This is a genomic window from Nitrospirota bacterium (assembly GCA_016195565.1).
Classification (GTDB): Bacteria; Nitrospirota; Thermodesulfovibrionia; order Thermodesulfovibrionales; family UBA1546; genus UBA1546.
In genome coordinates this window covers 35,306-62,154 of record JACPZK010000032.1, presented here as the reverse complement: position 1 = coordinate 62,154, position 26,849 = coordinate 35,306, and the positions used below count along the sequence as shown (strand labels likewise).

The 26,849-nt window shown below is 42.1% G+C and carries 27 protein-coding genes; 15 read left to right on the top strand and 12 right to left on the bottom strand.

Translation table 11 applies throughout. The annotated features are described in order from the left end of the window. Positions 1 to 106: 106 nt before the first annotated feature. The 5 genes from HY035_11510 to HY035_11490 all read right to left on the bottom strand — a co-directional run bounded on the left by HY035_11510 (position 107) and on the right by HY035_11490 (position 2,669). Entirely contained in the window at positions 107 to 295 is a 189-nt protein-coding gene (locus tag HY035_11510; GenBank protein MBI3379009.1) for a type II toxin-antitoxin system RelE/ParE family toxin, read from the bottom strand. Further along, positions 228 to 533, bottom strand: a complete 306-nt coding sequence (locus tag HY035_11505; GenBank protein MBI3379008.1) for a type II toxin-antitoxin system Phd/YefM family antitoxin — start codon at positions 531 to 533, stop codon at positions 228 to 230. Before HY035_11505 ends, HY035_11510 begins: the two co-directional genes overlap by 68 nt. An 81-nt stretch (positions 534 to 614) precedes the next feature. Beyond that, entirely contained in the window at positions 615 to 1,235 is a 621-nt protein-coding gene (locus HY035_11500) for a hypothetical protein (protein MBI3379007.1), read from the bottom strand. Between the two features lie 2 nt (positions 1,236 to 1,237). Further along, positions 1,238 to 2,422, bottom strand: a complete 1,185-nt coding sequence (locus HY035_11495; GenBank protein MBI3379006.1) for an N-acetylmuramoyl-L-alanine amidase — start codon at positions 2,420 to 2,422, stop codon at positions 1,238 to 1,240. Positions 2,423 to 2,444: 22 nt separating this feature from the next. Continuing rightward, entirely contained in the window at positions 2,445 to 2,669 is a 225-nt protein-coding gene (locus HY035_11490; GenBank protein MBI3379005.1) for a NifU family protein, read from the bottom strand. A 124-nt stretch (positions 2,670 to 2,793) separates the two neighbouring features. Here HY035_11490 and HY035_11485 point away from each other — a divergent pair, with 124 nt between their 5' ends. The 5 genes from HY035_11485 (at position 2,794) to HY035_11465 (ending at position 10,619) form a co-directional block, all read left to right on the top strand. After that, on the top strand, positions 2,794 to 4,308 hold the full coding sequence (locus HY035_11485; protein ID MBI3379004.1) for a PAS domain S-box protein: 1,515 nt from the start codon (positions 2,794 to 2,796) through the stop codon (positions 4,306 to 4,308). Beyond that, complete coding sequence (locus HY035_11480; GenBank protein MBI3379003.1) at positions 4,292 to 5,377, top strand: HD domain-containing protein; 1,086 nt, start codon at positions 4,292 to 4,294, stop codon at positions 5,375 to 5,377. The genes HY035_11485 and HY035_11480 overlap by 17 nt, the downstream gene beginning before the upstream one ends. An 89-nt stretch (positions 5,378 to 5,466) precedes the next feature. After that, positions 5,467 to 8,088, top strand: coding sequence for a preprotein translocase subunit SecA (gene secA, locus HY035_11475; protein MBI3379002.1), 2,622 nt, complete (start codon positions 5,467 to 5,469; stop codon positions 8,086 to 8,088). After that, complete coding sequence (locus tag HY035_11470; protein ID MBI3379001.1) at positions 8,081 to 9,466, top strand: sensor domain-containing diguanylate cyclase; 1,386 nt, start codon at positions 8,081 to 8,083, stop codon at positions 9,464 to 9,466. The genes secA and HY035_11470 overlap by 8 nt, the downstream gene beginning before the upstream one ends. 106 nt (positions 9,467 to 9,572) lie before the next feature. Next, positions 9,573 to 10,619, top strand: a complete 1,047-nt coding sequence (locus HY035_11465; GenBank protein ID MBI3379000.1) for a GTPase domain-containing protein — start codon at positions 9,573 to 9,575, stop codon at positions 10,617 to 10,619. Positions 10,620 to 10,621: 2 nt separating this feature from the next. Here the strand turns inward: HY035_11465 and HY035_11460 are convergent, their stop codons facing one another. The 3 genes from HY035_11460 to HY035_11450 form a co-directional block, all read right to left on the bottom strand. Continuing rightward, on the bottom strand, positions 10,622 to 12,160 hold the full coding sequence (locus tag HY035_11460; protein MBI3378999.1) for an anthranilate synthase component I family protein: 1,539 nt from the start codon (positions 12,158 to 12,160) through the stop codon (positions 10,622 to 10,624). A 103-nt stretch (positions 12,161 to 12,263) separates the two neighbouring features. Then, on the bottom strand, positions 12,264 to 12,983 hold the full coding sequence (gene pyrF / locus HY035_11455; GenBank protein MBI3378998.1) for an orotidine-5'-phosphate decarboxylase: 720 nt from the start codon (positions 12,981 to 12,983) through the stop codon (positions 12,264 to 12,266). Between the two features lie 10 nt (positions 12,984 to 12,993). Beyond that, entirely contained in the window at positions 12,994 to 13,542 is a 549-nt protein-coding gene (locus tag HY035_11450; protein MBI3378997.1) for a dCTP deaminase, read from the bottom strand. A 271-nt stretch (positions 13,543 to 13,813) separates the two neighbouring features. On the opposite strand from HY035_11450, the gene HY035_11445 reads away from it, so the two are divergent. The 3 genes from HY035_11445 (at position 13,814) to HY035_11435 (ending at position 16,478) form a co-directional block, all read left to right on the top strand. Continuing rightward, the gene (locus HY035_11445) at positions 13,814 to 14,410 is read left to right on the top strand and encodes a DUF3786 domain-containing protein (protein MBI3378996.1); all 597 of its coding nucleotides are present in this window, start codon (positions 13,814 to 13,816) and stop codon (positions 14,408 to 14,410) included. After that, entirely contained in the window at positions 14,371 to 16,041 is a 1,671-nt protein-coding gene (locus HY035_11440) for a radical SAM protein (protein MBI3378995.1), read from the top strand. Before HY035_11445 ends, HY035_11440 begins: the two co-directional genes overlap by 40 nt. Before the next feature lie 119 nt (positions 16,042 to 16,160). Then, a complete protein-coding gene (locus HY035_11435) occupies positions 16,161 to 16,478 on the top strand; it encodes a hypothetical protein (protein ID MBI3378994.1) in 318 nt (105 codons plus the stop codon). A gap of 20 nt (positions 16,479 to 16,498) precedes the next feature. Here the strand turns inward: HY035_11435 and HY035_11430 are convergent, their stop codons facing one another. After that, positions 16,499 to 17,110: a DedA family protein gene (locus tag HY035_11430; GenBank protein ID MBI3378993.1), complete on the bottom strand. Its 612-nt coding sequence runs from the start codon at positions 17,108 to 17,110 to the stop codon at positions 16,499 to 16,501. 300 nt (positions 17,111 to 17,410) lie between these two features. Between HY035_11430 and HY035_11425 the strand changes: the two genes are divergently transcribed. The 7 genes from HY035_11425 (at position 17,411) to HY035_11395 (ending at position 23,221) form a co-directional block, all read left to right on the top strand. After that, the gene (locus HY035_11425) at positions 17,411 to 20,080 is read left to right on the top strand and encodes a pyruvate, phosphate dikinase (GenBank protein ID MBI3378992.1); all 2,670 of its coding nucleotides are present in this window, start codon (positions 17,411 to 17,413) and stop codon (positions 20,078 to 20,080) included. A 355-nt stretch (positions 20,081 to 20,435) separates the two neighbouring features. Further along, positions 20,436 to 21,017 carry a hypothetical protein gene (locus HY035_11420; protein MBI3378991.1) on the top strand — a complete coding sequence of 194 codons (582 nt, stop codon included), beginning with the start codon at positions 20,436 to 20,438 and terminating at the stop codon, positions 21,015 to 21,017. 286 nt (positions 21,018 to 21,303) lie between these two features. Further along, positions 21,304 to 21,795, top strand: coding sequence for a hypothetical protein (locus HY035_11415; protein ID MBI3378990.1), 492 nt, complete (start codon positions 21,304 to 21,306; stop codon positions 21,793 to 21,795). A gap of 121 nt (positions 21,796 to 21,916) precedes the next feature. Continuing rightward, positions 21,917 to 22,213 (top strand): hypothetical protein, encoded by a 297-nt coding sequence (locus tag HY035_11410; GenBank protein ID MBI3378989.1) that lies wholly within the window; start codon positions 21,917 to 21,919, stop codon positions 22,211 to 22,213. Further along, positions 22,203 to 22,598 (top strand): SIMPL domain-containing protein, encoded by a 396-nt coding sequence (locus tag HY035_11405; protein MBI3378988.1) that lies wholly within the window; start codon positions 22,203 to 22,205, stop codon positions 22,596 to 22,598. The genes HY035_11410 and HY035_11405 overlap by 11 nt, the downstream gene beginning before the upstream one ends. A gap of 135 nt (positions 22,599 to 22,733) precedes the next feature. Beyond that, complete coding sequence (locus tag HY035_11400) at positions 22,734 to 22,922, top strand: hypothetical protein (protein MBI3378987.1); 189 nt, start codon at positions 22,734 to 22,736, stop codon at positions 22,920 to 22,922. After that, positions 22,907 to 23,221: a type II toxin-antitoxin system RelE/ParE family toxin gene (locus HY035_11395; protein ID MBI3378986.1), complete on the top strand. Its 315-nt coding sequence runs from the start codon at positions 22,907 to 22,909 to the stop codon at positions 23,219 to 23,221. Before HY035_11400 ends, HY035_11395 begins: the two co-directional genes overlap by 16 nt. 219 nt (positions 23,222 to 23,440) lie before the next feature. Here HY035_11395 and nadA read toward each other — a convergent pair whose 3' ends face one another. The 3 genes from nadA to HY035_11380 form a co-directional block, all read right to left on the bottom strand. Beyond that, entirely contained in the window at positions 23,441 to 24,427 is a 987-nt protein-coding gene (gene nadA / locus HY035_11390) for a quinolinate synthase (protein ID MBI3378985.1), read from the bottom strand. Continuing rightward, complete coding sequence (locus HY035_11385; protein MBI3378984.1) at positions 24,428 to 25,156, bottom strand: lytic transglycosylase domain-containing protein; 729 nt, start codon at positions 25,154 to 25,156, stop codon at positions 24,428 to 24,430. 189 nt (positions 25,157 to 25,345) lie between these two features. After that, on the bottom strand, positions 25,346 to 26,848 hold the full coding sequence (locus tag HY035_11380) for a radical SAM protein (GenBank protein MBI3378983.1): 1,503 nt from the start codon (positions 26,846 to 26,848) through the stop codon (positions 25,346 to 25,348). Position 26,849 lies beyond the last annotated feature (1 nt).

Genomic DNA, 26,849 nt, shown 5'->3' with positions numbered 1-26,849 from the left:
CCACTTCACGTATTTTTTTGAATGAAGGTGCCCTGATTGCCTCTTTAAAATAAAAAATACCCGCAGCGGTAGATAACATTTTTTATCCATTAGGCATTGAATTAAATTATATGATATCGCTCAAATTCCGTGAACCGTGAATAACCTGATGAATCTCAACAGTCTTATCACGCACAATGTAGAATACAAGGTAAGACTCGATAATAATTACACGATAACCGAAATCTTTAAGTTTTTCGTCTCTTGGTATTCTGCCGAATAAGGGATGATTTTTTTGACCGTTGACAAAGTTTATTCATGACTTGAGCATGAGTAAATCCCTTGCTTCCCGCGGCAGACTGGGCTTGAGCATCAGAAAGTTTTTCAAAAAGTTCTACTCTTGCCTTGAGTCTTTCATAATGCTCAATGCTCATGACAACAAGGTCGCCCTCGCCGTTTGTAGTGAGATAAACTGGTTCGTCCTGTTCATGGCACAGGGAAGCTATATCTCTCGTCCGGTTGCGCAGGCTTGAAATGGACTTTATTACTGGCATGGCCGCTCCTTAACTAAACGATTTTATGGTTTATGATAAAACTTAATTATGATAAAATCAAGTACGAATTTGTGGCATAATTCATGCTGTCAAATCAGGGTTCTCTTCCCGCTCCTGAAAGAACATCTCCGGTGACTGTATGCTCTGTATAAACATAGGCAAAAGAAAAGACGATACGATATTTACCCTTCCCCAAAACCCCTGTGATTCAGTATTGTTCTTATGATTCCTGTAATTCTCTGCCAGATAGTCCTTAAGCCTTGGAAAACACTTAAGGGTTAACCCCATTACAGAAAAAAAATCGCCCACAGGCATGCCTATCTTTTCAAGGGGACTGAGGGTCTTCCTGAGAGCTTCCACCATAACATCAAGTGGCGTTGTCGCCGTAAGTATCTTCGCTCCCACGACCATAAAAAATATACGCAGTGTCCTTACTGCGGAAAGACGAAGCCCTTCCTCTGTGATTAGCATAGAACCGATGCTGTATAAAATCTTTCCATGGCTAAAAAATACATTGCTCAGAAAAGTAAATGCAAGGAAAAAACTTATTGGCAGCCACCCGCTTTTTAGAGACCTAAAGGGGATTCTAAGAAGAAATACTGAAATAACTGCCAGCATAATGATATAGGCTGACAGGCTCTGAACTATATAAATAGCAATAACAAAAGAAAGATATATGATAATCTTGAATTCAGGCGGCAAAGTTATTTCCCTGCCAAAACTAATCTCTGACTTTTTGCCGTTTTCTGATCCGGGGGCATTGCAGCCGCATAGGTATTAACGCCGTCAGCCATTGCATTTGCAATATAATCTCTATAAGTATCTTTTGAAAGCAAATTCTCCTCAACAGGATTGCTTATGAATGAAACCTCCGCAAGAACAGAAGGCATCTGCGCTCCCATTAGGACGTAAAAAAGTGCGTTCTTGATACGGCGATCATGGATATTGTCGTATTTTTTGCTCAAGACAGATATAACTGACTTTTGAATATAACCGGCAAGGTTTAATGATTTGTCTCTTTTATAGTCCCTTTCAAGGCTGCTAAGCATTACATCAACATCATTCTTTTTATATTTATTCATCTGCTCTTTCATCTTCTTTAATGATATCTGATTCTCTCTTGCCGCGACCCTTATGGCTTCATCATCGTTGGTCCAGTTAAGGAGATATGTTTCGATGCCTCTTGCATTCCTGTTCGGGCTTGCATTTGTATGTATTGATATAAAAAGGTCTGCATGTTTGCTGTTTGCAAAAGCCGTCCTTTCCACTAACGGAATAAATACATCCTTTTCCCTTGTAAGAAAAACTTTTAAATTACTATTTTTTGAAAGAATGTCTTTTAGCTTCAACGCAATATCCAAAACTACATCCTTTTCATAAAGACCGGTGGGACCCACTGCTCCGGGATCATGTCCCCCATGCCCGGCGTCAATAACTATTGTCTTTAGGTTCAAAACATCATCATGGGGTTTTATTGGCTTATTGCCATAGACATCAATAATAAGCTTTGCAGGTTCTTCAAGGATAAATGCCTTAAAGTCTTTTATCTCCTCCAAGTCCAGCACTACTCTCACAGTATCTTGATTGAACTGCCCTGCCCTTACTGTCTTTAATATGCCGTCTCCGACAGGAAGCGTGGTATTTATCTCTTTTGAGATTTTAGTGTTTTTCAGGTCAAAATAAAGCCTGTCAGGATTTGAGATTCGTTTGCTTGAGAACTCAACAGGAGCAGAAAGGTCAACAGCCACCCTTGTGTATCCTTTTGACGACCACTGCCTTATATCTTTGACATCAACAGGGTCAGAGGCGTGGGCATTTTTAGAGGAGAAAAATGAGGAAAGAAATACCTTAAGAGACAGAAGGGAAAAAATAAAATTGCGCCTTGTCATCTACCTGTCCCTCCCGGCAAGGTCATACTGCCTGAACAGCGGTAATCTCAGGGATTTCGCGCTTGATATTTGCCTCCACCCAGTTCTTCATCGTAAGTGTGGACATCTGACAGGTTCCGCATGCGCCCGTCAGCTTTACATACATGACATTATCTTTTATATCCACAAACTCCATATCTCCGCCCTCAGACCTGAGCCCTGCCCTTACCTTTTCAAGAACAACTTCAATCTGTTCCTTTGATACCATAAATCCCCTCCGTTATTGTCTCTAATCATAAAGGATATTCGTTTTTTATTCAAGAGATTGCCGTGCAAATCCCTGCAAGCCATCCAACATCTCGGCCAGCCGTGTTTTATGGTAGAATTAAATTATGAAGAAGTTGAAATATATCCTGTTCAGCATGGGAATTGGAGCAGCTAACTGGATCGCTAACTCCGTTATAAACGCCCTTATATTCCGTGAAGGCACTGTTACATCCCAACTCTTTGCCCCTGACCCTCATGAAATCTGGATGCGGTTCTTATTCTGGAGCATTATCTTATTGCTGGTTCATGCCAGGGGTACCATTGCCGAACGCCGTAAAACAGAGCAGGCTATGGTAGAAAGCGAGGAACGTTATCACACCCTGTTCGAAAATGCCCACGACATGATTCAGAGTGTTGGCACTGACGGCAGATTTATATTTGTAAATCCTGCATGGTTAAAGACTATGGGGTATACTCAGGATGACCTCAAAACAATAACCATGTTTGACATCATCCACCCTGACTGTAGGGAGCACTGCGCAGCTGCTTTTCAGAGAGTAATGTCTGGTGAGGCCGCAGACAATGTAGAAGCAACATTCATTTCAAAGGATAGGCACAAAATAGAGGTTGAGGGTAATGTAAACATGCGTTTTATAGGTGGAAAAGTACTTGCCACACAGGGGATATTTCACAACATCACAGAGCGTAAAAAGATGGAAAGCCAGATTCTTCAGGCAAAGCAGGATTGGGAAGACACCTTTAATACCATCACTGATATGATTACTATTCACGACAAGGATTTCAATATCATCAATGCAAATAAATCTGCAGAAAAAATACTCGGACTGCCTTTACTGAACGTTCCTAAGTCAAAGTGTGACGAATACTATCATGGAGACAACCGTCCTCCGGAAGAATACCCAAGCTGCCAGTGTCTCATAACAAAACAGCCTGCTGCATTCGAACTGTTTGAGCCTCATTTAAACATATTCATTGAGATAAGAGCCATTCCGAGGCTTGATGAGGATAAAAATCTTGTGGGATTAATCCATGTTGTAAGAGATATCACCGAACGCAAAAAAGCGGAAGAAAAACTTACCGCTCTTCTTAATGCCGTAACTAAAGCAAAGGTTGAATGGGAAATGACTTTTAATAATGCTATGGAGATTATAATACTCATTGACAAAAACTTTGATATTACAAGATGCAATAAAAGATTTGCAGAGTTCGTGGGATTGCCTGTTGAAGAGCTGTTAGGTCGTAAGTGTTACGAGTTCTTTACCTGCAATCCTGAACAGACAGGACATTGCGTTGGTAAAATACACAGTGGAGAGTTAAAAGAGTGGACCGAGGTAAAAACAAACACAGGAGATTGGTTTTACGTAAGCCACTGTCCGATTGTTGATGAAAAAGGCGAATTCCTGCACTCAATCGTTATAGCAGCAGATATTACAGCCTTAAAGAATGCCCAGCGGATGCTCACGGAATCAGAGAAAGAACTTAAAAAAAGAGTAGAAGATCTTGAGAAATTTTATGCTATGGCTGTCGGCAGAGAACTCAAAATGAAAGAATTAAAAAAAGAAACAGCACAATTGAATGCTGAACTTTCAAAGTACAAGCAACATGGCGATGCAGGATAAAGAGACATTACGCAAAATGCTTGATGAGCATATTAAGAACTGGGGCGTGCTTATTGACGCATTGCCATGCCCGATATCTATCCATGACACTGAGTTCAATATAGTACTGGCAAACAGCGCATTCACCGATAACTACGGCAAAACAGATGAAAAAGATATTAAAGGTTGCTGTATAATCCACGGTGCAGATGAGCCTGTTAAAGATTGTCCCATAGTAAAAACGCTGAAAAGCGGCAAAAAGGAAACATCCGAAATTTACGAGCCTGCATTTAAAAAACATATGACTGTCTATGCATCACCCATTACCCATGAAAACAATCTGATAGGGGTAATTCATTATATTGCGGACACAGCTGCAATAAAAGAAACCGAAAGATCATGCAGGGAGCTTAAAAAGGCATTAGACATCTCCTTGAATGAAGCTAAAGATAAGGAACAGTCTCTCCAGAAAAGCAGGGATGCCTTTCTTAATATGCTTGAGGATATCAATGAGTCCTATAAAGATCTCGAAGACCTTTTCATGAAATTCATACGCGCAATGGTCAGCGCCCTTGACGCAAAAAGCCCGTGGACAAAGGGTCACTCAGAAAGGGTTGCAAGCTACGCTGAACAAATAGCAAAAGAGATGGGGATCGAAGAGGACGAGATAAAAGATATCCGTCTCTCAGGCCTGTTGCACGACATCGGTAAGATAGGAACTTATGACTATCTCCTGGATAAACCTTCAAAACTCACAGAAGAAGAATTTGACATTGTAAAAAAACATCCTGCTCAAGGGGCAGCAATACTTAAAGAGATAAAACAGTTAAAAAATATAATCCCTCTAATCATGTATCATCATGAAAGGGTTGACGGCAAGGGATATCCTGAAGGGATTAAAGGTGGAAAAATCCCGCTCTGCGCACGAATTCTCCATGCAGCGGATTCCTTTGACTCAATGACAGCGGACAGGCCGTACCGCCCCTCCCCCGGCAGAGAATATGCCATATCAGAACTGAAAGGATGCAGCAGCACACGCTTTGATCCACGGGTAGTTGAGGCGTTTCTAAGGGTGCTTTCCAGATCGTAGAAACAATTCTTCAGTTCATGGATAAAAGCTCATCGTAGCCTGCTTCCTTGAAATTCGACAGCATTTAATTTTATTATAAACTATAAATTATGGTTGGCGGATTACTTAAAAAACTATTTGGCACAAAAAACGAGAGAGAGATTAAACGTCTCCTGCCGCTTGTTGAGCATATAAACTCTCTCGAACCGAAAATAAGCAGCCTCAGCGACAGCCGGCTAAAGGATAAAACCCCTGAATTCAAAAAACGGCTTGAACTTGGCGAAACGCTTGATGATATACTGCCGGAGGCATTTGCTGTTGTAAGGGAAGTCTCAAAAAGAACTCTTAAGATGAGGCATTTCGACGTCCAGCTTCTCGGCGGCATAACGCTTCATGAAGGCAAGATTGCAGAGATGAAAACAGGTGAAGGGAAGACGCTTGTTGCCACCCTCCCTGTTTATCTGAATGCCATTGAAGGCAGGGGTGTGTATATCGTTACGGTCAACGACTACCTCGCAAGAAGGGACGCCAGGTGGATGGGGCCTATTTACAATTTTCTCGGCATGAGCGTGGGCGTCATTGTACACGGCCTTACCGACGAACAGAGACAAGCCGCCTACAACTCTGACATAACCTTTGGTACGAACAATGAGTTCGGCTTTGACTATCTCAGGGACAACATGAAATACGATATTTCACAGTATGTCCAGCGGGAACTTAACTATGCAATAGTTGACGAGGTGGACAGCATTCTTATTGACGAGGCCAGGACCCCTCTCATAATTTCCGGGCCGTCTGAAGAATCAACTGACAAATATTACAAGATAGACAGGATTATCCCGAAACTCCAGAGAGATACTGACTATACGATTGACGAAAAGGCAAAAACCGTAATACTTACGGAAGAAGGAAGCATAAAAATTGAAAAGCTCCTCGGCACAGGCAATCTTTATGACCCTTCAAATATAGAATTTGTCCACCATGTGCTTCAGGGACTCAAGGCCCATGCCCTTTTCAAAAAAGATGTTGATTATATTCTCAAAGACGGAGAGGTACTTATAGTTGACGAGTTCACAGGCAGATTAATGCCTGGAAGGCGCTGGAGCGACGGACTGCATCAGGCAATAGAAGCAAAAGAAGGAGTAAAGATAGAGAGCGAAAACCAGACGCTCGCCACAATTACATTTCAGAATTATTTCAGAATGTACAACAAACTCGCCGGCATGACAGGAACCGCTGACACGGAAGCCGAAGAATTTGGGAAAATATACAACCTTGACGTTGTTGTAATCCCTACGAACAAGACTATGATAAGGGAAGATTCCCCGGATTCAATATACAAAACTGAGAAAGGCAAATTTAACGCTGCGCTAAAAGAGATAGAGGAACTGCATAAGAAAGGACAGCCTGTCCTGGTCGGAACGATATCAATAGAGAAATCAGAAGTCCTTAGCCATATGCTCAAAAAGAAAGGCATACCTCATTCTGTCCTGAATGCGAAATACCATGAAAAAGAGGCAGAGATAATAGAACAGGCGGGAAGAAGCGGAGCTGTCACGATTGCAACAAATATGGCAGGAAGAGGCACCGACATAGTCCTGGGAGGCAACCCCGAAGGGCTTGCAAAGGAATTTTTAAGGGATAAAAAAGGTCATACTGATGCTGATGAAGACTACAAACAGGCCTTGTCAAAAGCAGCCGAGATTTGCATAAAAGACAGGGAAAAGGTGGTCAGCCTTGGAGGACTGCACATCCTCGGCACAGAAAGACATGAAGCAAGAAGGATAGATAACCAGCTAAGAGGGCGTTCCGGCAGGCAGGGAGACCCTGGCTCTTCACGATTCTACTTATCATTGGAAGACGACCTGATGCGGATATTCGGCTCTGACAGGATTTCAGGATTGATGAACAGGCTCGGCATGGAGGAAGATATGCCGATAGAAAATAAACTTGTGTCCAGGGCCATAGAAAACGCACAGAAGAGAGTTGAAGCGCATAACTTTGACATAAGGAAACATCTCCTTGAATATGATGATATCATGAACAAGCAAAGGACAGAGATATATTCATTCAGGCGTGAGATCCTGCAGGAAGAAGGGTTAAAGGAAAGAATATATTCTATGGCTGAAGATACTCTTGATGAACTTCTGTCTATATACTGTCCGGGAGAAAAGCACCCGGAAGAATGGGAACTGAAAGGGCTGCATGACGCTGTATTCGGCGCCTTCTCTTTAACATATTCTCCAGCCTCAAAATCCTTTGAAGAGATAAGGGCATCTCTCATGTCTGCCATAAAAGAGGCTTATGAAAAGAAAGAAGCAGAAATTGGAAGCGAGATGATGAGATACATAGAAAAAACTATCATGCTTCAGGTGGTTGATACTCAATGGAAGGACCACCTCCTGGCGATGGACCATCTGAAAGAAGGCATCGGGCTCAGAGGCTATGGGCAGAGAGACCCGCTTACCGAATATAAGAAAGAGGCTTTTGACGTCTTTGCTGAAATGACAGACAGGATATCTATCGAGGTGCTTAACAGGGTTTTCAAAATTCAGGTTAAAAAAGAGGAAGACATAAAAGAGATTCACAGAAGACAGCAATTGATTTACAATAAGAGTGAGACAGGTGAAATGCAGCAGCCGGTTCAAAAAGGAAAAAAAACCGGAAGGAATGACCCGTGCACATGCGGCAGCGGGAAAAAATATAAGAAATGCTGTGGTGTAAATGCCTAATATATTTTTAATAGGTCCAGACCTTAACAAAAGTACTTTTGAGGATATCCTGTCCCGCAACAGATTTGAGGTCTCAAAATTCAGCTCTATTGAAACGGCCCTCTCACGGCTTAGCGAAAAAGCAGACGTCCTGATAATTGAAAAAGAACAATACAAAAATAAATCATTTAAAAAATTCCTAAAGGCATCCGCCGAAATACCAAAGCTTATAGTATCGCCTGATTATTCTTTCCGCGGCTTTGCCGTATGGTTGAAGGAGTCATTAACCCGCCCTGTCTACAATCCCTCTGAAAAGGAGCTGTTGTATTTTATCAGACTAATCCTGAAAGAAAAAAACACAAGAGATGAAAATAAGACGCTCGGGCAGAAACTTGATACTGCCAGGAAGGAGATTGAATTTTTTGAAGATGTCGGAAAAACCCTTACATCCTCTCTTGAGCTTAACGAAATACTGGTTGCTGTGATGAGAAAGACAAAGGAAATTATAGGAGCAGAGGCCTGGTCTGTACTTGTCGTTGACGAAACAACCGGGGACCTTGTCTTTGAAAGAGCAGACACTAAAAAGGTGGAAAAATACAGACTGAAACCGGGCGAGGGCATCGCAGGCTGGGTTGCTCAGGAGGGAATTCCGGTAATCGTGCCCGACGTTTCGCTTGACAAAAGATTCTGTTCAAGAATGGACCAACAGACGCGCTTCAAAACAAGATCGTTGATGTGCGTGCCTATAAAAAGCCAGGGGCGTGTCATTGGAGTGCTCGAGGTTGTAAACAAAGTAACAGGAGAACCCTTCACAAAAGAAGACCTAAACCTGCTTATGAGACTTGTTGATCAGGCAGCGCTTGCTATAGAGCGCACAACGCTATACCAGAAAATGGCAGAGCTTGCAGTAACAGACGACCTCACAAAACTATTCAATACGAGATACCTGAACAGGACCATTGAAACAGAGATACAGCGTTCAAACAGATATAAGACATCCATATCATTGATATTCATAGATATTGACTATTTTAAAAACATAAACGACCAGTACGGACACCTTATAGGAAGTAAAATCCTTGTTGAACTGGGGCAGTTAATCATAAGAGGACTGCGCAGCATTGATATAGTTGCACGATATGGCGGAGATGAATTTGTAGTAGTGCTTCCCCAGACGTCTCCTAAAGCAGCAGTACAGATTGCCGAAAGAATAAGAAAATCAGTCGAGCACAACACATTCCTTAAAAAAGAAGGTTATGCTCTTAAGATGACTGCAAGCTTTGGCGTTGCCTCGTATCCTGAAAGCGCAAAGACCAAAGAAGACCTTATTCGCCTCGCAGATGAAGCAATGTACAGGGTGAAAAATACTACCAGAAACGGGGTTTATGCTATAGTATAGCCCTGCTATTGCAATCTTAATGTTTAATGTAATTATGGAATAGATTTGAAAGAGATGGAAAATTTACAGGCAATTTTTTTGCTAATGCAATTACGGGGTAAACCTGATGGCTCTCTTTAATTACGCTGCAAAAGAAGTTACGCTTAAAATAGTTTATTACGGTCCCGGCTTAAGCGGAAAGACAACCAATCTTCAGCATCTTCATTCAGCGCTCGACCCGGAAAAAACAGGCAGGCTGATTTCATTAGCAACAGAAACCGACAGGACTCTGTTTTTTGATTTTCTTCCGGTTGAACTCGGCAAAATAAAAGATTTCTCTGTCAGATTTCAGTTGTACACAGTGCCCGGCCAGATCAAATACAATCTGACAAGAAAGGCAGTGCTTAAAGGCGCTGACGCCGTTGTGTTTGTTGCCGACTCACAGAGAGAAGTAAGGGAGGCAAATATGGAAAGTTTCGCCAATATGAAGGAAAATCTCCTTTCAAATAATATAGATCCTGATAGCATTGTTCTTGTCCTTCAGTATAACAAAAGAGACCTGCCGAATATACTTCCAGTTGACGAGTTGAATAAAAGCCTGAACGGCATCGGCTATATATATCTTGAGGCAGAGGCAATTAACGGTAAAGGCGTAAAGGAAACTTTTCAGACTGTTACAAAACTGCTTATTAAAGACCTTTCCATAAGGCACAAATTTGAAATCTTGCCTCCATCGCCTCCTGAAGAGCCATCCCCTACAGTTTCAGATGAAATAATGGAACAGCCGCTGTCTTCTGTCCCATTAGAGGAAATGCCGTTATCTTTACCCTCTCAGAAACCGTCAGAAGCTGCTGCCGCAGAGGAACCTGCACAATTTTACCAACTTCAACAGGAACAGGTATTCCCGGAAAAATATAGAGAAGAATACGAAAAACCAAAAACCGAGGAGCCGCTGACATATTCATCAGAACAGCTTGACGGGATAACAGAAAGCCTCAGAGAAAACACCCATATACTTGCCGGCATAAAATCAGCAATTAATGAACTCCTTGATGAACTTAAAAAATCAAGTGAAGAGCAGAAAGAGATTCTGGCTATACTCAGAGGAATAAAAATAAATGAGACAATAGAAAAAATGAAAGAAAAAGAGAAAAAAGGCTGGTTCACAAAATAAATTCACAGCCTCTCCAGTGTCCGTATCAATGCCTCTGCTTTTTTCAGGCTTTCATAATATTCCTTCTCAGGGTCAGAGTCTGCAACAATGCCTGCGCCTGCCTGAACATACGCAAATCCATCCTTTATGACAAACGTCCTGATGACTATATTCAGGTCCATACTGCCTGAGAACCCTATATAACCAAAAGAGCCTGTGTACGGGCCTCTTGAGACAGGTTCAAGCTCATCAATTATCTCCATGCATCGAACTTTAGGAACGCCTGTTATCGTCCCTCCGGGGAATGCCGCTTTTATCGCATCAAAGCAATTTTTCCCTGAAGCGAGATTGCCCTTTACATTGGAGACAATATGTATTACGTGGGAATAGTCCTCTGTTATCATAAGCTCATCCACATGAACACTTCCGTAATCAGAAACCCTTCCGATATCATTCCTTTCAAGGTCAATGAGCATTATGTGTTCCGCCCTCTCCTTCTCATTCAGAAGAAGCTCCGTCCGCATGAGTTCATCTTCTTTCATATCCCTGCCTCTCGGCCTCGTGCCTGCTATCGGCCTTGTCTCAATAACACCGCCTTTGACCTTCAACAACCTCTCAGGAGAAGAACTGACAAGCTGATAATCTCCGAAATCAATATAACCCGCAAACGGAGACGGATTGATTGAACGGAGTATCTTGTAAAGACTCCATGTTTTAATATCCCCGATATCGGCTGATACCCTGAGCGAAATGTTTGCCTGAAAAATATCTCCGGCAGCGATATACTCTTTTGCCCTTTTTACAATATCCATATATTGTTCTTTGGACATTTCATGACGGATTGACGATGCATGATGTGCGCTGCATGATGCATGATTCTTCTCTTCTTCTGCCCTGCATCCTGTATCCTGTATCCTGTATCTAATATTCTTTATCGTTTCTTCCGCTTCATCATATTTTTCAGCCCAGTCAACCCCGTTAGAAAGCTCTGGTTGGGATTTCTTTCTAACGGGGTCAATATCCACATCTCCATAACCCAATTCCGTATCCCGAGCGCCGGGGCATACAACAATCCACGCTTTCTTAGCCGGATGATCAAATGCAATCAGCTTATCAATCATAAGAAAATGCACATCAGGAATTTTAAGATCGTCTTTTGTTGTTTTTGGAAGCTTCTCAATATACCGTACAAAGTCATAACTCAGCAATCCGACAGCACCGCCCTGAAAAGGAGGAAGAGATTCCAGGGGAGTCTGCCTGTACGCATCAACAAGTGATTTAAGTCTGGCAAGCGGATTAGCGGAAGATACAGCCCTTTTGTCTTTAGTGTTTATCTCGACAGCGCCATCCTTTACCTTGAATGTTAAGTATGGGTCAAAGCCTATGAAAGAATAGCGGGCAATATTCTCCGGTCCCTTTACGCTCTCAAGAAGAAAACTGTTTGGAGACATCAGCGATTCATAAACCAAATGCGGAGGAGAATAAGGAATCTCCTTATAAGCTGGAGGTATTTCTCCGTATTTTATAAATTTAAGGAAGTTTTTTTTAGAAGAAGTGGTCATTGCAAAACCCTTTTGTTTCTGTCACTCCCGCCTGTTGGGAGTCCTTCAGAAAAAAGATTCCGGACAAGCAGGAATGACAGTAGAAGGTCATTGGACAACTCTGTTAAGCTGTGAGCATCTCCAGCGATATTAACTCTACTGCCCTGAGAGGATCGCTGTAATTTAAAATTGACCTTCCCATGACTATATAGTCAGCGCCTTCTCTCAACGCCTGCTTCGGCGTCATGGTCCTGTGCTGGTCATCAGGAGGATGCCATGACGGCCTTATGCCCGGCGTAACAATAAGAAATTTGTTTCCGCAGTGACTTTTAATTTTAGCAACCTCATGCCCTGACGCGACAACGCCATCCAGACCTGCCTTGAGCGCAAGCGCAGAAAGATGTCTGACATGCGTGTTAAGGCTGTGCTGAATACCAAGCTCTGCCTTCAGGACATCCTGTGACATGCTTGTAAGAACGGTAACACCGAGTATTCTCGGTTTCTCGATATTCTCTTTAAGGCACAATTCAACAACAGAGTCCCTGCACTGCTTCATCATATCAAGCCCGCCTGATGCATGGACATTGAACATATAAACGCCAAGCCTTGTTGCAGCGACCGCCGCCCTTATAACTGTGGCAGGAATATCATGCAGCTTAAGGTCAAGGAAAACCTTTTTCTTCCTTTTATGTAATTTCTCTATTATCTTTGGCCCCGCTGACGTAAAAAGCTCCAGCCCGACCTTGTATATCTCTACCTGCTCTCCAAATTTATCAACAAGTTCAAGAGCATATTCGGAATCAGGGACATCAAGCGCTATTATTAATTTTTCTCTCCAGGGCATTATCTCATCCTCACGTTTTTGAAAGAGTTATCTCCTTCTGCGCCTGATACTTCCCTGCTTTATCAGCATAAGAAGTCTCGCACATCTCCGATGCTCCAAGGAATATAAGCTGGGCCAGCCCCTCATTTGAATACAGCTTTGCGGGGACAGGCGCTGTGTTTGAAATGGAAATGGTTATGTATCCTTCCCACTCAGGCTCCAGAGGTGTTACATTCACAATAATTCCTGAGCGCGCATATGTTGATTTTCCAAGGCATATAACGAGCATGTCTCTCGGAATCTTGAAATATTCCAGAGAGCGCCCGAGGACATACGAATTCGGCGGTATTGTGCAGACATCGCCCTTGAAATCAGCAAAATGCGTCTCGGCAAAATTCTTGGGGTCTATTACAGCATTTTCCTTAGCATCAAAAACCTTAAACTCATCGAATAATCTCATGTCATAGCCGTAAGAACTCACGCCGTAAGAAATAACCCCTTTTCTCACCTGATTCCTGTCAAAGGGAGTTATCATCCCCTTCTCAGCCATTTCTATTATCCATCTGTCGTTTTTAACCATTGTTTTAGTTAGTAGCTATTAGTTGACAGCTAATTAAAGCTGAAATCTTACCTTGAACTTGCATTCAAAATTGTGATGCCGGCAATTTTGTTGCCATATACCGTTTACAGAATACACCAAATTCATGACTGGCTAATTTTAACATATTTCACAAAATGAGAAATGAAGAACCCTGAGGCAGAGACCGCTGGGTATCAAATATAAAACAGCCTCCTGAAATGGTATTCTATGCATTTTAAATATATACCGGTTGTTGTTGTAGAATATAGCAATGAGCACAGGCGAAGAAAAGGCATGGGAAGACTTAAATAACCTCAATCCTTCTGATGTATGCAGAAAAGCGCGGGTTTTCTACGACGGAGAAAACAGCTACGTACTGAAGTCGCTGGGGATGGATTTCTCAGTTCATCCCGGCAAGAGAGAGATTAAAAACATTCAGCCTGAAGGAAAAATAATTCTCAAGAAATACAGCTATTTCTTCAATCTGTCTGCTTTATGCTACCTCATCAATGCAAAAGACATTCCACTCTCAGGAAAACTTGTCAAGCCTGCAGGACTTAAAGGCGGAGAGATTTTTTTCAGGGGCAGCCACGTGCTTCCGCTGGATAAGATAGCTGAAAGGTACGGCAATGATAAGGCAGGTTTTATTGAAAAAAGCAAAAACCTCAATGGGAATATCATGAATTACGGCGATGCATCTGTTGAACTCCTGCCCCTGCCCCGAATCCCTGTAACTTTAATCCTCTGGCTCTCTGATGATGAGTTCCCTCCTAGGGCAGACCTGCTCTTTGATTCAACATGCGAGCAGCGCCTGCCGCTTGATGTTATATGGTCAATCGCAATGATGTCTGTGCTGGTGATGCTGTGAACCGCAAACTTACAGAAAAAACAGATATGCTTCTATCAAAGGAAAGAGGCGCTGTATTTAAAGAGCCCGGCGGCAGGATTAATGTCTGCCTTATTTATCCGAATACTTATCATGTCGGAATGTCAAATCTCGGATTTCAGGGGATATACACGCTTCTTAACGACAGGAACGACACATTATGCGAAAGGGCATTTCTGCCTGATGAGGATGATATTGATGAGTATGTCAGGACAGATACAAAGCCCTTTGCTCTTGAATCAAAAAGGCCTCTGAATAATTTTGATATTCTGGCTTTTTCGGTTTCATTTGAAAACGATTATCCTAATATCTTAAAAATACTTGAGCTTGCCAATATACCTCTCAGGGCCTCTGACAGGAATAATACACATCCGCTTCTTATAATCGGAGGAGTATGCGCTTTTTTTAACCCGGAACCATTGGCTGATTTCTTTGATGTGTGCTTTGTCGGAGAAGCAGAAGAGATGCTTAGTGAATTCATTGATACATACAAAAAATCAGAGACAAGACAGGAGCTTTACGGAAAAGCAGCCGCAATAGAAGGCGTCTATGTGCCGGGATTTTACAACATCAGATATAACAACGGAATACACAGTAGAGAGAAAATAGATGGAGCCCCTGAAAAAATAAAGAAACGTTTCATCGAAGATATATCTGCTCACAGATTCAGGCAGTCAATAGTTACACCTGAAACAGAATTTTCTGATATGTATCTCATTGAGGCGATGCGCGGGTGTCCATGGAAATGCAGATTCTGTGTTGCAGGACATATCTACAGCCCTGCAAGAAAAAAGGAACTGCCCGCAAGAAAAAAAGAGATTGATAATGCGCTGAACATAACAGAAAGGGTCGGGCTTATCGGCCCTTCCCTCATAGATTATCCCTATATCAGCGAGGTTCTTAAAACAGAAGGTGTGGATTTTTCCATCACATCATTGAGGGCAAGCAAAAAAAGCGCAGAACTTGTTGGTCTGTTGAAAAAACACAAAAGTGTCTCAATCGCTCCTGAAGCAGGGACAGAGAGGCTGAGAAGGGTCATTAACAAGAAGATAACAGAGGATGACATCATTGAGACATCAAGGCTTATCTTTTCAGAGGGCATGGAAAAGCTCAGGCTTTATTTTATGGTCGGCCTTCCCACAGAGAATGACGATGACATTAAAGGCATTGTAAGCCTTGTAAAAAAGATACGAGACATATCAAAAAAAGGAAACATAGTCTTGACTTTAAGCACATTCGTGCCAAAACCGTTTACGCCGTTTCAATGGCACGGCATGGAAAAGATTGAGATTGTAAAAAAGAGGCTTAAGGCAATAAAAAGTTCTCTGCTGCCGATAAGGGGAATAAAAGTATTCCATGATGTTCCAAGATATGCCTACATGCAGTGCTTTTTCTCGATGGGCGATAGGCGTATTTCAAAACCTCTGGAGGCGATGCTCAGAATGCATGACTGGAAAAAGGCATGTATTGGGTCAGGAATAGATCCTGATTTTTATGTCATGAGGAATAAAGACTTCCCAGAAAAACTGCCGTGGGATTTTATTGATTCAGGCATATCAAAAGAGCGGTTGTGGGATGAATACCGGAAAGCTCTTTCCGAATCAATCAGTTGAATGCCTGATGTAATATCCCCCATCGTAACCCAGAGACAAAATCCATGCTTTAAGTTATACTTAACAAGTTGGGCACGCTGGGATTTTCAGAATAAGCTTGTTCAACAAGGAGGCAAAAAATGAAGTTAGAGAAAGCTCCAAACTGCCCTCATTGCGGGAAGGAGTTGGATAAATATGACACCCCGTCGTTTCATTTTGCGGATGGTCTCGGATGGTGCACAGACTTTCTGTATGTCTGTTTTAATGATGACTGCTCCCTTTATGTAAAAGGCAAAAAATATCTGTGGGAAAAATACGGACAGGCCGCTTCTTACCGTTATATGGTCTATCCTGACACAGGACTGGAAGACACAATCGTGGCTGTTAATCCAAGGCACATGGAAGCAAGGCTTGCAGCTTTAAAAAACAAATCAGCAGACGAGAACATAGAAGAATAAACAGTTCTTAGAAGAACGCTTCACCTTTTGTTTGGGGTCTTCTTCTTATGCCAAAAAATATAGGCTAATACAAGAAGTGAACAGCCTGCTATGACGTACACACTCCACTGCTTGCTCACGGCAAAGACCTTCTCTTTGTTATTCCCTACAAAAAAGCCTATGTACGCAAGTATCCATACCCATACCGCAGCGCCGGCGGATGTATAGAAACAGAATTTTTTGAGGTTCATCCTCGCAAGGCCTGCGGGAAATGAAATGTAATGCCTTATGCCAAGTATGAGCCTGCCTATAAAAGTGCTGATGCTTCCATGCGACTGAAAAAACTGCTCACCCTTTTTTAAATGACTCTCAGAGACTCCGAAGTATTTACCGTATTTGAGTATAAAAGGCCTCCCCAGATAAACAGCAATTGCATAATTAAAGAGCGCGCCGAGAAGACTGCCTGCCGTGCCTGATGCTAGGACGCCTCCCCAATGCATCTGCTTCTGAGATATAAGATAACCTGCCGGAGGAATTACAAGCTCTGAAGGCAAAGGAATAAAAGTGCTCTCGATAAACATGAGAAACATTATACCTGCATATCCCATGTCGCCGATAACAACAACAAGCCAGTTGAAAAATTCGTACAGCATTTGCGTATTATAACATATCAATCTTCATCGCCTTTTTATTAATGAAGATACAAAACCTTCCGGCATCCTTGGCAATTAAATATTATCTTTATTAATAAAATAGTTACCAACATAAATATTAAGTTTTACTTTAAATATTTACCGCACATTTTCTATCGTTTATGCGTATTAAAAAGCCCGGGCTTTACCGGCTTTGCCTGCTTTTTTATCAAAAAACTCAGAAATCTATTGAAATTTTATGTCTTTGTAAGGTATTTTATTAGTCCAAAACTAAATCCTTAATGCTTGGAGGATATTTGAATGTCAAAGACAGCTAAAAAATACGTTTACTTTTTCGGTAATGGAAAAGCGGATGGAAGAGGCGATATGAAGGATCTTCTCGGAGGCAAAGGCGCAGGGCTTGCCGAGATGACTAACCTCAGAGTGCCTGTTCCTGCCGGGTTTACGATTACCACAGAAGCATGCAACGAATACTTTAAAAGCAAGAAAAAACACCCATTAGGAATGTGGGAGCAGGTTCTTGCAAATCTGAAAAAAATAGAAAAGGTGATGGGCATGAAATTTGGCGACCATACCAACCCCCTGCTCGTTTCAGTTCGTTCAGGAGCTAAATTCTCAATGCCCGGCATGATGGACACTGTATTGAACCTTGGGCTTAATGAGACAACCATCAAGGCGATTATAAAAAAGACAAAGAATGACAGATTCGCCTATGATGCGTACAGAAGGTTTATAACAATGTTCGGAAGCATTGTTATGGGCGTTGACAGGCAGAAATTTGAAAGAGCCCTTGAAGAGATAAAAGAAAGAAAGGGCGTACATCTTGATACTGACCTTACTGCCGCGGACCTTAAAGGCGTTGTGGATGAATTCAAGGTTATATATAAGCGCAGCACCGGAGAAAACTTCCCTTCCGACCCTCACGAGCAACTTAAAAAGGCTATAAATGCGGTGTTCAGCTCATGGTTCGGAGACAGGGCTGTGAAATACAGAAAACTTAACAACATACCTGAAAACTTAGGCACCGCGTGCAATGTGCAGGCAATGGTCTTCGGGAATATGGGAGAAAACTCAGGCACAGGCGTTGGTTTTACAAGAGACCCCTCCACAGGACAGAAAAGGTTCTTTGCTGAATGCCTTATCAATGCGCAGGGCGAAGATGTTGTTGCAGGAATCAGAACCCCGCTCCACATTAACGAGCTGAAGAAAAAGCTTCCAAAGGCATACAATGAACTCGACAGGATTTATAAGAAACTGGAAAAGCACTATAAAGACATGCTTGATATAGAGTTTACTGTTCAGGAAGGAAAACTCTATATGCTTCAGACAAGGGTCGGAAAAAGGACAGCCGCATCAGCCTTAAAAATAGCCATTGATATGGTAAAAGAGGGGCTGATAGACAAAAAGACAGCGATATTAAGAATAGACCCACAGCAGATTGACCAGCTTCTCCATCCGATGATAGATCCGAAAGCAAAAATCAGCGTAATAGCAAAAGGGCTTCCAGCTTCACCCGGCGCTGCGGTCGGCAAGGTAGTCTTTACAGCAGACGAAGCAGAGAAAGCCGCTGAACGAGGCGAAAAAGTAATCCTTGTAAGGCAGGAGACGTCTCCTGAGGATATCGGCGGAATGCATGCTGCGCAGGGCATTCTAACGGCAAGGGGCGGAATGACATCACATGCCGCTGTTGTGGCAAGGGGAATGGGCAAATGCTGCGTTGCAGGCTGCGGCGCGATAAACATAAACGAGAGCCAGAGATATTTCACTGTTAACACAGTCAACATTAAAGAGGGAGACTATCTCACACTTAACGGCACAACAGGCGAGGTTATTCTTGGCGAGGCTCCGCTTATAACGCCGGAGCTCACAGGCGATTTCGGCATATTCATGAAATGGGCGGATGGATTCAGAAAGATCGGGGTTCGGACAAATGCAGACACCCCTCACGATGCAGCAGTCGCAAGAGATTTCGGAGCGCAGGGAATCGGGCTTTGCAGGACAGAGCACATGTTCTTTGAGCCTGAAAGGATAATCGCAGTCAGGGAGATGATACTTGCGGATGACACAGAGGGAAGACAGGCAGCGCTTGCCAAACTCCTTCCGATGCAGAAAGGAGACTTCAAAGGCATATTCAAGGCAATGAAAGGGCTCCCTGTCACAATAAGGCTTCTTGACCCTCCCCTGCATGAATTCCTTCCGCATACTGATGAAGAACTCAAAACACTTGCGCACCAGATGGAAGTCCCTGTTGACAAGCTTAAATCCAGAAACAAGGTATTGCATGAGTTCAATCCGATGCTCGGGCACAGAGGATGCAGGCTCGGCATAACCTACCCTGAGATATACGCAATGCAGGCACAGGCGATAATGGAGGCTGCATGTGAGCTTGCAAAGCAGAAGATTAAGGTAATTCCTGAGATAATGATACCATTGGTGGGCCACGTGAATGAGCTTAAGATGATGAGAGAACTCGTCATCAAAACAGCAGATGAGGTTCAGAAAAAATATAAGATAAAGGTTAATTACACCGTAGGGACAATGATAGAGCTTCCAAGGGCTGCAATAACAGCGGATGAGATTGCAACGCAGGCAGACTTCTTCTCATTCGGCACAAATGACCTCACGCAGACGACATTCGGCCTTTCAAGGGATGATGCAGGAAGATTCCTGCCCTTTTACGTTGAAAAGGGAATACTTGAAGATGACCCGTTCATCACCCTTGACGAGGGCGGAACAGGGCTCATGATGAAGATAGCCATAGAAAAAGGCAGGAAGGTAAAAAAAGACCTTAAGATGGGAATCTGCGGTGAACACGGCGGCGACCCAAGGTCTGTTGAGTTCTGTCACAAGATCGGCTTAAATTACGTAAGCTGCTCGCCATACAGGGTTCCTATTGCAAGGCTCGCAGGAGCACAGGCAGCATTGAAGGAGAAAATGGGCGGCAAAGACCTGAGCAAATCAACGGTTTAAAGTTAAATATTTCCTGTCCTTTAAAGGAGGATAAGGATTCAAATGAATTCAAAGGGGTATGGACGAAAAAGTCTGTGCCCTTTTTTGTTTAATGATGACAGTCAGCCAGAATCGGAATATCCGCATTGCGTCTACAATTTTTCTGCCTAATTTTGCCTTGATTCTATTTTTTCTCCCTCTGCCATTTTCTTCCTACAGGTAATCGACATGTCTTCAATATCTTTTAAAATCAATAGCTTTTATTCGTAAAGATGATTATATTTAATAAGAAGATAATTTATCATCAGGTTATAAAAATTGCTTGACATACTATTAATTATATGGTACTGTATAATCATCAAAAATTGGAGGATTTATGAAAACAGACGAAGAATTAATAGGCAAGACAGTAGAAAAATTTAAAGAGTTTAAGTTTCCGGAAAAACAACAATTATCGCGTACAACACTTAGGCTTAGCAGAAGGGGACACGAGGCAATTAAAAAGTTATCTAAATTGCAGGGCGAGAAAATAGCTGATATTTTTGATATGACTATTAAAGCTTATGAAATGATAGAAGAAAAGATAGAAAGCTTTCCAAAGGAAGGCGAGACAATGCGCAAGACATATATTATTAGAAAGAATACACTGTCAAAAATAACCGAACTTGCAAAGAAGAATAGAATTCCACGAGACCAGTTCATAGACACAATTGTCCGACTTCTTTTACTTATTGCGGATAGCGAAACTACAAGAAAAAAAGAAAAGTATCTCGAAGCTCTGAATGAACTTATCAATCCATTAGCTGAGCATGCAGACGAAGTAGAGAAAAAGCTTATCGAGAAATTAGGACGCAATGATCCAGTCGTGTCCAGATTTTATGTAATTACACATCACATTATGGAAATTTCAGAGGATATAAATGAATTTTTATCTGAAGGAACGCCGATTAACCCATAAGAAAAAAGGAGGGCAAGTGAATCTAACCCATCATTGCTTGGTACGCTGTAGGCAGAGAGGAATAAAAGAGGTAAGCATTGAGATAATAAAGTCGTTAGGCACTAAAGTTATTCGGCCAGGAGGTGTTTGCGAATATTTCATATCGAGAAAGGATAAACAAAAAGCGGTTGAAACTTTGAAAAAATGCATTCAAAGTCTTGATAGGCTTGCGGGGAAAGCAATAATTATAGACGAAGAAGATAACGAAATAATAACAACTTATCATAAAACACGATAGGAGAATGAAATGCCAACCGAGATAGATCGGATACACTATTTGTTAGGCAAGTTTGAGGAGCGTAGCATCACTCTAAATGGGTTAAGTTATCTTACTGAGTTTCTTTCGCATATAGATGATATTAAAAATGGCAATTATGATGAACAAAATAAGAGAATAGTAACGAACTGCCTTTTGACTCTAAAGAAACGCATCGCTTTAGAAATAAATAAAATAATGGCAAGTCCAATTGATTGCCCATATGACATTATAGATTATTGGAGTAATATCTTAAATGAGTATGTAGATTCCGACCTGGATGATAATATCGAAATGAAGTCTTGGCAGGTGACTGTTTTAAAGCTTAAGGAAAATGCAAGATGGGAATCGCTGTCTAAGAAACAACAAGAAGAAGAAATTCTTCTATTGTTAAAGGGAAAAACAAAAGAGGAAATTAAGGAATTAATCAAAAAACTAGAAAAGTTTCCAGAATCAGGCTCAGATAGTGAAAGGAGAGTTTAAAATGAATATGCACATAGGTTCAAAAACTAAAAATGTTTGGGAATCGAGCAGAATTATAATGAGATTGGTGTATGTATTCCGCATTTGCGGATTGATTTAAAAACACATGGAGGGAATGAACGTGCCTAAGAATTACGTTGAAGTTGTCGGGGAGTCGTATTATTTTGAGTATCCTGAAACATGGTTTATTGACATTATACTCAATATTCAGGCTGCCAAAAAAGACGATGCCGTATTAGCTAAATCAGGCGATTACAAGAATAAGCTAATTAAATTCCTTATTGCTGAAGGCATACCTGAAAAACAACTGTTTTACGCTGGCACAGGCGCTTATACTCCATGGTGGGAAAGGAGCAGAAAGAATAAAAAGGGGATTAATGTTTCTCATAAGGTAACCATCAGGACAGATAGCATATAAGGCTTTAGAAAGAGCAGAGTGGTTAAACAAGAAGGACAAGAGAATATCAATCCAGATTGACGAGAGAAAACCAATTTTTAAAGTAAAAGATAAGGATGTTCTGAAAGCAAGAGAGTCAGCTTGCAAAAATGCGCTTGAAAAAGCAAAGAATTTAGCCGCCAGTCTGGGTATGAAAGTCGGGGAGCCATTGGAGATTCAGGAATTTGCAAAAGAATCCAGGGGCTCTGGTAACTATGGAGATAGAGATTGGGAAACTATTTCTGGGTTTACATGTTATGCTCCTTCGAGAGTTGCCTCGGATGATGACATTAATATTGAGTTGAAAGGTAATGAAAGGATAGTTTATCTGAAATATAGAGTCGCTTTTGAGTTAATGCCCAGTTAAAACGGAATCCGCGACGGCAGATGACAAGGTCAGAGAGGCAAGGTTTTTAAGAGCCTTGCCTCTCTGTTTTTCTGTTAGGCTGGATTACGGCAAATTGTGTATAATTGAATTAAATAAAACAACAGGGAGGTAAGGATGCCGTCAGTAAAACAAGAAGTTAACAGCCTTCTCAATCGTCTGCCGGATGATTGTTCCTTTGAAGATATTCAGTATCATCTATATGTGCTTCAGAAAATTGAGCGCGGGTTAAAGGACTCTGCTGAAGGACGGGTTTATTCGCAGGAAGAAGTTGAAAAGATGATGTCAAAATGGCTTACAAAGTAATCTGGTCTTTTGAAGCTGCTGCTGACCTTAATGCCGTTGCTGAATATATTGCAAGGGATTCAACCTTTTATGCTGCCTCATTCGTCGAAGAAATCTTAACTGCAAGCCGTTCTCTTTATATGTTTGCTGAACGGGGACGGATTGTCCCAGAATTATCCAATCCCAATATCCGCGAGCTTCTTATTAAAGAATATCGCCTCATATACACTATTGAGAAATCAAGAATTGTTGTATTGGGACTTATCCATGGCAGGAGAAATTTGAAAAGTTTATGGGAAAAGGAACAGAGAAAAAATTGATTGAACTAAAAAAAGCAAAAATAATTTTGGCCAAGTCTGAAAAATACACTTTCTAAAATCATGAAAAGACTGTCAGAAAGATTATTGTTCTTCTCTGTATTTTTGCTTGCATTTGCAAATTTCCCCTCCCCCTCTCTTGCCCATGAATATTCCATTGTCGTAAAAATTTCAGAGCAGAAACTGTATCTTCGGAATGATTGTTGAGATAAAGGAATAGCCCTATTTGATTGCCAGCATCCTGTCAAGAGCCCTTTTCGCAGGTATCCTGATATGGTCCGGAACTTTGATTATGTAGTTGTTCTCCTTTAATGCCCTGAGAACGCTCTTAAGCGTTGTCTTTTTCATGTTCGGACATATCATGTCTTTTCTTAAAGGGTAAAACACCTTATCGGGATTTTCCTTTCTCAGCCGATACAGAAGGCCGATCTCTGTCCCTGCAATAAATTCCTTTGCAGAAGATGACGCTGCAAATCTGAGCATTCCTGATGTGCTTGTAACATGGTCAGCCCTATCAAGCACCTCAATCCTGCATTCAGGATGCGCCATTAAAACAGCATTGGGATGCTCTGTCCTCGCCTTCTTAACATCTTCCGGCGTTACCCTCTCATGAACATGACAGAAACCATCCCATGCAATCACCTGCTTTTTTGTATTCCTCGCTGCCCACATGGAGAGATTTTTGTCAGGTATGCATATCACCTTATCTGATGGAAGGGATTCTATCACCTTCACGACATTTGCAGATGTGCAGCATATATCGCTTTCTGCCTTCACGTCCGCGGTTGTATTCACATACGCAACAACAGGAACACCGGGATTCTGCGCTTTGATATCACGGAGGGTGAATTCAGGAGGATAAACATAAGGCGACGGATTATCAAATCCGGGGAAGCTTCTTCTCACAGGCCTCGCAGAATCAACTCTTATCATATCTGCCATCGGGCAGCATGCATCAAGCTCTGTAAGCAGAACCGTCTTTTCAGGCGAAAGGATTGAGGCGCTCTCAGCCATGAAATTAACTCCGGCAAAGACTATTACATCGCATTTAATTGTGGAGGCAGTCCTCGACAATTCGAGCGAATCTCCCACGAAATCAGCTATGTCCTGCACTTCATCCCTCTGATAGTTGTGAGAGAGGATTAATGCGCGCCTCTGTTCTTTCAGCTTCAGAATTTCTTCTTGAAGAGCGAGATTTTCTACAGACATCTAAAACCTGACTGAATTGGCTTTGTTATTGTAAAGAGGGAAATTTGTGAAGAGGACTGTTCCATCGTCCATTATTATCTTATAGATAGGCTCCGACTTTTTCATCTTATTCGAACCTGAAAAAGAGATGTCAGTTTTTCCCTTATACAGGGCAAGCACTTTTCTTACATACTGTTTTGTCTCTGCAATGGGAGGAACAGAGCCGTGCTTTTCAACAGTCTTTGGCCCTGCATTATACGCTGCAAGCGCAAGGGTTAAGTTGCCGTTAAATCTTTCGATGAGGTATCTGAGGTATCTTGTTCCTCCGTCTATGTTTTCTTCCGGGTCAAACGGATTTTTCACCTGAAGGTCATTTGCGGTTCCCGGCATCAACTGCATAAGCCCCATTGCTCCCTTTCTTGAAACAGCATTAGGATTGCCGTTTGATTCCGCTTTTATAACAGCGCTGACAAGAAAAGGGTCTACCTCATTCTCTTTTGCTTTTTGGTTAATTATGGGGTGGTAACTCTCGTTATGTGTAGTTGAGGCATATGCAACATTGACAGGTTTACTATTAGATGAAACCGCCTTATTGTTCTTCTCTTTTGTTTTTATAACCTTCGCTGGCTTTTTACCCTGCGGGACATCTGTGTAAAGAACAACTCCGTCTTCTCCGACATACTTGTATATGCCGGCTTCTGCAACACCGCAGATTAAGAATAAAATCGCCAATGTCTTCAGAATTATCATCCTGACCAAATATTACCATTTCACTCTGTGTCTGTCAACTTGAAACAGCAATTCGAAATTGAAAACCCTTGAGATTGCTTCGCTCCGCTCGCAATGACAAAATAAGCTTTCGTAATTTGTCATTGCGAAGAGCCTTATTCTGAAGCAATCTACTCACTTTTGCGCCGTGAATTACTAAACCTAAAACCACTACTCAGACCAGCCTCTCTTATCTTTTGCCCTGCTGAACAAGCCGATTTTTGTCCATAGATAGAACAAGCTTTTTAGGCTTCTCAGCGCAGCGAGAAGATCGTTCAGATTCCTTAATTCAAAAAGTTTCTTTAGAATAAAGAAGGGCCTGGAATAAAATCTCCTGAATGCTGTCTGCCTGAGTTTTAGAATCTCCTCCCTTGTCATTGTATGGGGGATAAATGCTGCTCCCTGATATGTGAAATCTGAAAGCTCATCAGACATTGTCCCGTATTTTTCAAGGTTGTCATAAAGGTATGTGCCCGGAAACGGAGTTATTGCATGGAAATTAGCTATGTCAGGATTAAGCTCTATCGCAAATTCAATAGTCTGGAGCCCCTCCTCAAAAGTCTCTCCGGGAATGCCGAACATAAAAGGAGCGCTGACCTTAATCCCTGCTTCTTTTGCCCATTTTACGGCATTCCGTGTCTGCTCCAGCGTTATTCCTTTTCTGATTGTATTAAGATTCTTCTGGACGCCGCTTTCTGCGCCAAAGAGTATGGCCCAGCAGCCAGCTTCCTTGAATGCCTTAAGCAGAGGCTTATCCACCTGATTAACGCATGCGGATGCAAACCATGTGAAATCAAGTCCGCTGCGTTTTATCTCTTCAGCCAGCTTCATAGCCCTTTCGTAGTCAGCAGCCAGAGTGTCATCTATAAACTTTATCTCCCTGAACCCCTGCTTAATGCAGTGTTCAATCTCTTTCATAACATTTCCAACGCTTCTGTATCTGACGCCTGTCTTGCGCTCCTTGTCTATCTGGAAACAATAAATGCACCTTCTGTTACACCCTCTTGAGGTTATCAGAACAGCAACAGGCTTTCTTCTGTATGTGGCAGGCGGAGGAATATACAGGTTTATATCCCCTAAGAGCTCCCTTGCAGGAAACGGCAGCGAATCAAGGTCTTCAATTAACGGCCGCGGAGGGTTTTTTATAATCTTTTCACCACCTCTGTAAACAACTCCGAGAACGCCTTCAAGACTCCTGTCTGCCTGAAGCCTTTCAATTATTTCAAGACTCGTAAACTCGCCCTCTCCTGTGACTATTGCATCAATAGATTCTCCTGCATCCTCAAGGCAGCGCTCCTGCAAAGCAATGGGATACGGCCCTCCGGCGACAATGTAGGGGCGGGGTAACCCCTCCTTACTCCTCTCCTTATTTAAGGGGAGAATGGGTGGGGTTATCCGCCTAATATCCGAAGCCGTTTTTTTTGCCTTTTCCCAGCCAAAAGTGGTTGAATAAATCCCTATGAATTCAGGCATAAACTTCCTTACCCCGCCGAGTATTTCTTCATGTGTCATGAATGCTCCGTTAAAAAACTTTACTTCATGACTTTTTTTCTGAAGAACAGCGGCAACGTAAAGCGTTCCCAACGGCTGCCAGTAGTTAATCTGCGAGCTTGCTGTTTTTGAAGAAAAGATATCTTCAGGAACCCATGCCGGAATAATCAATGCGCATTTCATT

What these genes read in the sequence shown, in the direction of transcription:
- HY035_11445 (MBI3378996.1), top strand. Translation starts at nt 13,814, where the DNA reads ATGAGCACAGGCGAAGAAAAGGCATGGGAAGACTTAAATAACCTCAAT.
- secA (MBI3379002.1), top strand. Translation starts at nt 5,467, where the DNA reads ATGGTTGGCGGATTACTTAAAAAACTATTTGGCACAAAAAACGAGAGA.
- pyrF (MBI3378998.1), bottom strand. Translation starts at nt 12,983, where the DNA reads ATGCCCTGGAGAGAAAAATTAATAATAGCGCTTGATGTCCCTGATTCC.
- HY035_11395 (MBI3378986.1), top strand. Translation starts at nt 22,907, where the DNA reads ATGGCTTACAAAGTAATCTGGTCTTTTGAAGCTGCTGCTGACCTTAAT.
- HY035_11485 (MBI3379004.1), top strand. Translation starts at nt 2,794, where the DNA reads ATGAAGAAGTTGAAATATATCCTGTTCAGCATGGGAATTGGAGCAGCT.
- HY035_11495 (MBI3379006.1), bottom strand. Translation starts at nt 2,422, where the DNA reads ATGACAAGGCGCAATTTTATTTTTTCCCTTCTGTCTCTTAAGGTATTT.
- HY035_11490 (MBI3379005.1), bottom strand. Translation starts at nt 2,669, where the DNA reads ATGGTATCAAAGGAACAGATTGAAGTTGTTCTTGAAAAGGTAAGGGCA.
- HY035_11440 (MBI3378995.1), top strand. Translation starts at nt 14,371, where the DNA reads ATGGTCAATCGCAATGATGTCTGTGCTGGTGATGCTGTGAACCGCAAA.
- HY035_11420 (MBI3378991.1), top strand. Translation starts at nt 20,436, where the DNA reads ATGAAAACAGACGAAGAATTAATAGGCAAGACAGTAGAAAAATTTAAA.
- HY035_11505 (MBI3379008.1), bottom strand. Translation starts at nt 533, where the DNA reads ATGCCAGTAATAAAGTCCATTTCAAGCCTGCGCAACCGGACGAGAGAT.
- HY035_11470 (MBI3379001.1), top strand. Translation starts at nt 8,081, where the DNA reads ATGCCTAATATATTTTTAATAGGTCCAGACCTTAACAAAAGTACTTTT.
- HY035_11400 (MBI3378987.1), top strand. Translation starts at nt 22,734, where the DNA reads ATGCCGTCAGTAAAACAAGAAGTTAACAGCCTTCTCAATCGTCTGCCG.
- HY035_11465 (MBI3379000.1), top strand. Translation starts at nt 9,573, where the DNA reads ATGGCTCTCTTTAATTACGCTGCAAAAGAAGTTACGCTTAAAATAGTT.
- HY035_11435 (MBI3378994.1), top strand. Translation starts at nt 16,161, where the DNA reads ATGAAGTTAGAGAAAGCTCCAAACTGCCCTCATTGCGGGAAGGAGTTG.
- nadA (MBI3378985.1), bottom strand. Translation starts at nt 24,427, where the DNA reads ATGTCTGTAGAAAATCTCGCTCTTCAAGAAGAAATTCTGAAGCTGAAA.
- HY035_11385 (MBI3378984.1), bottom strand. Translation starts at nt 25,156, where the DNA reads ATGATAATTCTGAAGACATTGGCGATTTTATTCTTAATCTGCGGTGTT.
- HY035_11450 (MBI3378997.1), bottom strand. Translation starts at nt 13,542, where the DNA reads ATGGTTAAAAACGACAGATGGATAATAGAAATGGCTGAGAAGGGGATG.
- HY035_11460 (MBI3378999.1), bottom strand. Translation starts at nt 12,160, where the DNA reads ATGACCACTTCTTCTAAAAAAAACTTCCTTAAATTTATAAAATACGGA.
- HY035_11415 (MBI3378990.1), top strand. Translation starts at nt 21,304, where the DNA reads ATGCCAACCGAGATAGATCGGATACACTATTTGTTAGGCAAGTTTGAG.
- HY035_11425 (MBI3378992.1), top strand. Translation starts at nt 17,411, where the DNA reads ATGTCAAAGACAGCTAAAAAATACGTTTACTTTTTCGGTAATGGAAAA.
- HY035_11480 (MBI3379003.1), top strand. Translation starts at nt 4,292, where the DNA reads ATGGCGATGCAGGATAAAGAGACATTACGCAAAATGCTTGATGAGCAT.
- HY035_11430 (MBI3378993.1), bottom strand. Translation starts at nt 17,110, where the DNA reads ATGCTGTACGAATTTTTCAACTGGCTTGTTGTTGTTATCGGCGACATG.
- HY035_11380 (MBI3378983.1), bottom strand. Translation starts at nt 26,848, where the DNA reads ATGAAATGCGCATTGATTATTCCGGCATGGGTTCCTGAAGATATCTTT.